Consider the following 5,340-nt stretch of genomic DNA (forward strand, 5'->3'; position numbering starts at 1 on the left):
AGTTTGAATTCTTTCTTTCTCTTGTGCTGTACTGGCATTTATTAACAGTTTTTTGAGAGTTTCTGCCGATTCAGTTATCTCAATTTTTACTACTCCTGACATAGTTCGCGATCGCTTTTATCCCTTTCTCTTTAAGTGTAGTCTAAGTTTAGGAAATTGGTATTATTTGATGATGTCAGACGCAATGACAATGTTTTAAATATCTGCTTGATATTAGATTTATGTCTGACGAAAAACTCAAATAACGAATTGCCTCTAATGCTAAGACAATTAAAATACTAATAATAAATATGAGCTACATAAAGCAACAGTGGCAAAAAGATAGACAGAGAGTTATATAACTTTTTAGCCAGTTTAACTCGTTGCCCTACTATTTATCCTTAAAGTTGCGCTTAATATTTTAAGCTTAAATCTCGCGCAAAGACTTTGATATTTATTATCCCGCTTGACGGGACGAATGGGGGCAAAGGAATCAAATCTGATTTAAGGCATTTTCATAGAGAGTTAGTATCACGCCGATTTCTATGAAAGGCAATCTGATTTTTATTGTCAATTTAATCAGATAGATGAACCACAAGCTAGAGTGCTAGACATTTTAGACCGTTATTTTCCACAAAGGCACAGGGAATCGGATTGAGTATAGAACCAAATTAACTGGCAAAATTTGGTAAAGTAAAGTGCTTGCTAAATAGGGTCTATTTTTTATTTCAAGCTTTAGCTTTTATGTGGTCAATTCATCTTGCAACTCCAGATTTTGATGACTATGGTTGTCTACTTTTGCCATACTGTAATGCTTTTGAGAAATTAGACTTACCATACTAATGTTCTATCGGCACATCTTCAACTTTATGGCTAACGAACATTAAGCCCCCTAAAACAGATAAGAAAACGCAGATTGCAAAGACGTGTGGCACATCCATGTGAATTAAACCTTCAACAATTATCTCCCGTAGGACAGATACAACCGCAACCTCTACAGCTATACCCACATATATCCTATGATGCTTCAAATAGACCGCTAGAAGCCGAAATAATTCTACTAAAATCAGCAAAAAAAGACTCTGAGCAGTAATATCTTGAACGCTCGTACCTGCTCTTAAACCTAGAAAAGTATTCGCCAACATTAGCATCATTTCAAATACTAAAAGGATACAGCAACCAAAGACGATTAAGTCTTGAAAGTTATCGAGATGACGAAACATTCGCTTGACACTAAATTTAGATTCAAAGGAACGAGATTGACCTTGAAAACCGATCGTGTTATTCATCTTATTTTCCCTTATTACTTCAGTTTTTCTATTTTATTGAGATGATTTGTTAGGCAGCTTCTCGATCTGATTCGCTTTGATTTTCTAATTTAATTTTTTCTTGATTATTGCTGTAAACCACCTCTAAAGCGGGGACAGCTGGCTCTGTTTTATGGCTATTTTCCTGTGCATTTTGACGATTCTTCTTGTTATTGTGTAAAAACTCTGGAATAAGGATACTGCAACCAATGATACCCAAAAAACTATAGAATTCAATTTCTTGGGCTTTTTTAGAAAGAAGTTTCTTAGTTGTTACAACAGCTTGACCGTGATCTTCAGTTACTTTTTCATCCTTTAAAGTTTCTTGTTTGTTAGAAGTTTCCTTGGCTGAAGCATCACTACTAGCTGCCTGGGCTGCCTTTACTGGTGCCAAGAGCCCTATGAGTAATATTAGTGATGAAATTATCTTAAACAAAGTTAAATTACCGTTCATAATTTTTTCCTGGCGAATGGTGAAAATGAGCTATTAAAATATAGATTAATCAAAAAAAGTGACAAAGTTGAAACAAAAGTAAAATACTTTTGGTCAAAAGAAAATAAACTAAGATAACTCGACAAAATATTGAGTTGTAGAAAAGAAGAGTTAGACCAAATCAAATTGAATAGAGATAGTATGCTGAGTCTATGTTTCAGACATGAGCGATTGCCAATTGCCCAGCTTAGCCGAGCAAAAATGGGCAATTATTTTTTTAGTCCACAGCCTTTATACAGATAAATCTAGATGAATGCAGATGATTTATCAGTGTTGTTTGTTTTGTCTTCTCTATCTCCTCACTTCTTCATCTTCTCGGTTTTCTCGCTTCTCGATCCTTATTCCTTCACTATTTATCGTAAAATTAACCTGTTAAGATCGCGCTTTGCTCCAATAACACCGAGTCGCGCTTACACCTATAATTTCACTATCCGCGTTTTCTTTGCGTCTTTGCGCCTCTGCGCGAGATAATATTATCTCGATAAAAGCAACTTAGTATAAACAAACAAAAGTACCAAAATGTTGAGATTATTAGTAACTCTATGCTTAATTTCTCTGACTACTCTAATTTCTAGCTGTTCGGCTGGTGTTAGTGGTTTGCAGAGTTATGTCAATACTGCTCAAGGATATGAGTTTTTATATCCTAATGGCTGGCTTCCTGTAACAGTTAAAAATGCCTCTGCTGGGGTTGATTTGGTTTATCGTGACTTGGTAGAAAGAACTGAAAATCTCAGCGTTATTATTAGTGATGTTCCTGAAGGTAAAACTCTGGAAGATTTAGGCTCTCCTACAGATGTAGGTTATCGTTTTTTAAAAGCGGTAAATAATCCTGATAGCGACAGAGAAACTGATTTTATCTCCGCAGAAGCCAGAGAAGGCAAAGATAAAACCTATTACATATTAGAATATGAAGTAGAAAATCCTGATGAACCCATCAGACATAATATTGCTAGTGTGGCGGTGAGTCGTGGTAAATTGTTTACTTTTAATCTTTCTACTACTGATAGGCGTTGGTCAACAGTAAAAGAAACCTTTGAAATAGCTGCTAAGTCTTTTACAGTTAGGTAAGTATAGTTAGGTTGGAAGATTTTTCCTAATTATCGGGCTCAAATTTCTTCTACCTGATGTGAATTATATTAAGGAAGCTTCATGCTAGCTAGTGTACCTTCTTTTGTTTTAGCTTCTGCTTCTCCTGCTCGTCGTCGCTTATTAGAAACGGCGGGTATCTATCCTACGGTTTGTCAAAGTAATTTTGATGAGTCGCAAATTCAGCTATCGGATGCGGTGGAATTAGTCAAAACTTTAGCTGAAAAAAAAGCAGAAGTGGTTAAAAATCGCTATCAAGATGTTTTAATTTTAGGCTGTGACTCAGTTTTGAGCTTTGCAGGGGAAATATATGGAAAACCCGAATCAGCGCAAGTAGCAATTGCTCGTTGGCAAGCAATGAGGGGCAATACTGGCTTGCTCTATACTGGTCACAGTTTAATTGATTTAAGACAAAATAAAAAAATTACTCGTTGTGCCACTACCAAAGTCTATTTTGCTAATATAAGCGATCGCATTATTGAAGATTATATCGCAACAGGAGAATCTTTAAAATGTGCTGGTAGCTTCGCCCTTGAAGGTAAAGGAGGGTTTTTTATTGAGAAAATTGAAGGTTGCCATAGTAATGTCATTGGTTTAAGTATGCCTCTACTCGCTGAGATGATAAATGAGTTAGGCTACAGTATCACTGCTTTTTGGCAAGATTAACCAAAATTTTTTGTCCATCAATACTATTTACATACCTAAAAACTAAGCTATGAAACCATTAGAAGAATTTAGAGAGAAAGTTAGAGCAGGGAAGATGTTTGATGCTTTAGCGATCGCCATGAGTGAATCTATTGAACTTAATATTACTACTTCTGTCGCTTCAGAGGAAGATCGGCAATTGGGAGAAACATCTCAACCAGGCTATCGGATGCGTACTCGCATTAATATAGTAGACGGAGAAGTAGAAAACGAAATTGGTAGAGAATTTGCTAGTAACCCTGCTTATGCTGAGTTACAGAAGCTTCATTTAGAGCAAGTCAAACAAGGTAGAGAAATTTTACTTAATAATCTTGCTAGTCTACAATCGATGTTTGCCATGTTAAATGATACTCAATCTATAACGACAGAAATTACCACAAAACCAGAAGATAAAAGACTTCCAGAAAGGTAATTTAAGTATCTGTGCTACATAAATGACTTGGTAGAGACAGGTAATAGGTAGTAAGTATAAGTAATTGGGTAATAAAAAAATACAATGTGTAAACAGAATAATTTTGCTTAACTACTTATTCTCTCTATGCAATTAATTTACATTAAGGTAAAAGGAATTGAAATTAATGGCATCCAGTAAAGAATTTAAACAAGCTATTAGAGAAGGCAGGCTAAATGACGCTTTTGTCATTGCGATGGGTAACGCTCCCGAATTGCATATTACCACTTGGGTTGCTTCTCAGGGTAATGATAGCTCCCAGCCTCGCGAGGGGGAATGTTTGCGTACTCACGTTAATTTGGTAGAAGGAGAAATTATTAACGAAATTGGTGAGCAATTAATTGGCGATGATTTATATAGCTTTCTACAGCAGTTTCATCTACAACAATTAACCCAAGGACATCAAACTATCAGCCAGAATTTACAAAGTTTGCAACAGATGTTTCGTTTGCTGGCTGTTTTACAAAAGCAACAAAAGGGAGAAGCCTATACTCCCATAAATACCTGGAAAATTGCCGATACTGCTTTGCCTCCTGCTCCAGTATCTAGTCCTAGCCTTGAGAATAATCTTTCTGATGAGACTGTCGAGCTTTCTTTAGCTTCAGAATCAGCCGATTTATCATCTGCTAATGATCCAGAAGATGAGATTGTCAACGATCTTTTGTCTTTAGATGATATAGATATTGAAATAGAGCAACCTAGTACAGAGCAAAATCCTGAAGAAAACACAAAAAATGAGGAAGATTGGGGAGATTGGCTCGATGAAGACAAATTAGAGGATAATTCTACCGTAATAGGGCTTGATGATTTAGATATCGAGCAGTCAGAAGATTGGCAATCAGAAGATTGGGGGGATGAAACGGAGTTTATGTCTGACCCCAACAAAAAAGATGAAGGATGAAATCACCGAATCACCTAGTCAAGATAAGGAAGCAGAGATAGATGGTAAAGTCTTACAAGGGTAGGTTTGACTTTCAATGGTTACATTTAGTAGGGAAGAGCTATAAATAGGGAAATAGGGCGGATTTTTTTCGGGATTTAAATTATCAAACAACTCCTTTTTGCTCAAGTTTCATACTGAATGAAAGTGCATACTCACTTTCGCTGTGAGGGCGCGTCTCCCGATGCAGGCGGTCAACAGTCTGGGGAAACCCCAAAGCAAAGAATTGGATATGGCGTCCATCACGGATACCGCTTCCGCCTTAGGACTCGGCTTCGCCGTCGCGCGACCATCGGTGAGTCCGTGATTGGCATAAGGCAACCTCGCCATCCCTCTCGCTCAGACTTACGCCCTGAGAATTTATTTCGGGAGTTTATGT

At 36.9% G+C, this 5,340-nt stretch carries 6 protein-coding genes; 4 read left to right on the plus strand and 2 right to left on the minus strand.

Translation table 11 applies throughout. The features are described from left to right. Nucleotides 1-818 precede the first annotated feature (818 nt). Together H1P_RS30720 and H1P_RS30725 are read right to left on the minus strand one after the other, a co-directional pair. On the minus strand, nucleotides 819-1,268 hold the full coding sequence (locus H1P_RS30720) for a phosphate-starvation-inducible PsiE family protein (RefSeq protein ID WP_222427327.1): 450 nt from the start codon (nucleotides 1,266-1,268) through the stop codon (nucleotides 819-821). Nucleotides 1,269-1,317: 49 nt separating this feature from the next. Next, nucleotides 1,318-1,740 carry a hypothetical protein gene (locus H1P_RS30725; protein ID WP_144874902.1) on the minus strand — a complete coding sequence of 141 codons (423 nt, stop codon included), beginning with the start codon at nucleotides 1,738-1,740 and terminating at the stop codon, nucleotides 1,318-1,320. A 558-nt stretch (nucleotides 1,741-2,298) separates the two neighbouring features. On the opposite strand from H1P_RS30725, the gene psbP reads away from it, so the two are divergent. The 4 genes from psbP (at nucleotide 2,299) to H1P_RS30745 (ending at nucleotide 4,922) form a co-directional block, all read left to right on the plus strand. Then, nucleotides 2,299-2,847: a photosystem II reaction center PsbP gene (psbP, locus tag H1P_RS30730; protein WP_144874904.1), complete on the plus strand. Its 549-nt coding sequence runs from the start codon at nucleotides 2,299-2,301 to the stop codon at nucleotides 2,845-2,847. Between the two features lie 81 nt (nucleotides 2,848-2,928). After that, on the plus strand, nucleotides 2,929-3,531 hold the full coding sequence (locus H1P_RS30735; protein WP_144874906.1) for a Maf family protein: 603 nt from the start codon (nucleotides 2,929-2,931) through the stop codon (nucleotides 3,529-3,531). A gap of 49 nt (nucleotides 3,532-3,580) precedes the next feature. Then, complete coding sequence (locus tag H1P_RS30740) at nucleotides 3,581-3,982, plus strand: hypothetical protein (RefSeq protein WP_186376240.1); 402 nt, start codon at nucleotides 3,581-3,583, stop codon at nucleotides 3,980-3,982. Nucleotides 3,983-4,148: 166 nt separating this feature from the next. Further along, entirely contained in the window at nucleotides 4,149-4,922 is a 774-nt protein-coding gene (locus tag H1P_RS30745) for a hypothetical protein (RefSeq protein ID WP_144874908.1), read from the plus strand. Nucleotides 4,923-5,340 lie beyond the last annotated feature (418 nt).

It is taken from the genome of Hyella patelloides LEGE 07179, assembly GCF_900659865.1.
Classification (GTDB): domain Bacteria; phylum Cyanobacteriota; class Cyanobacteriia; order Cyanobacteriales; family Xenococcaceae; genus Hyella; species Hyella patelloides.

Bases quoted from the DNA above. Each gene is read 5' to 3' on its own strand.
- psbP (WP_144874904.1), top strand. From the start codon at position 2,299: ATGTTGAGATTATTAGTAACTCTATGCTTAATTTCTCTGACTACTCTA.
- H1P_RS30720 (WP_222427327.1), bottom strand. From the start codon at position 1,268: ATGAATAACACGATCGGTTTTCAAGGTCAATCTCGTTCCTTTGAATCT.
- H1P_RS30745 (WP_144874908.1), top strand. From the start codon at position 4,149: ATGGCATCCAGTAAAGAATTTAAACAAGCTATTAGAGAAGGCAGGCTA.
- H1P_RS30725 (WP_144874902.1), bottom strand. From the start codon at position 1,740: ATGAACGGTAATTTAACTTTGTTTAAGATAATTTCATCACTAATATTA.
- H1P_RS30740 (WP_186376240.1), top strand. From the start codon at position 3,581: ATGAAACCATTAGAAGAATTTAGAGAGAAAGTTAGAGCAGGGAAGATG.
- H1P_RS30735 (WP_144874906.1), top strand. From the start codon at position 2,929: ATGCTAGCTAGTGTACCTTCTTTTGTTTTAGCTTCTGCTTCTCCTGCT.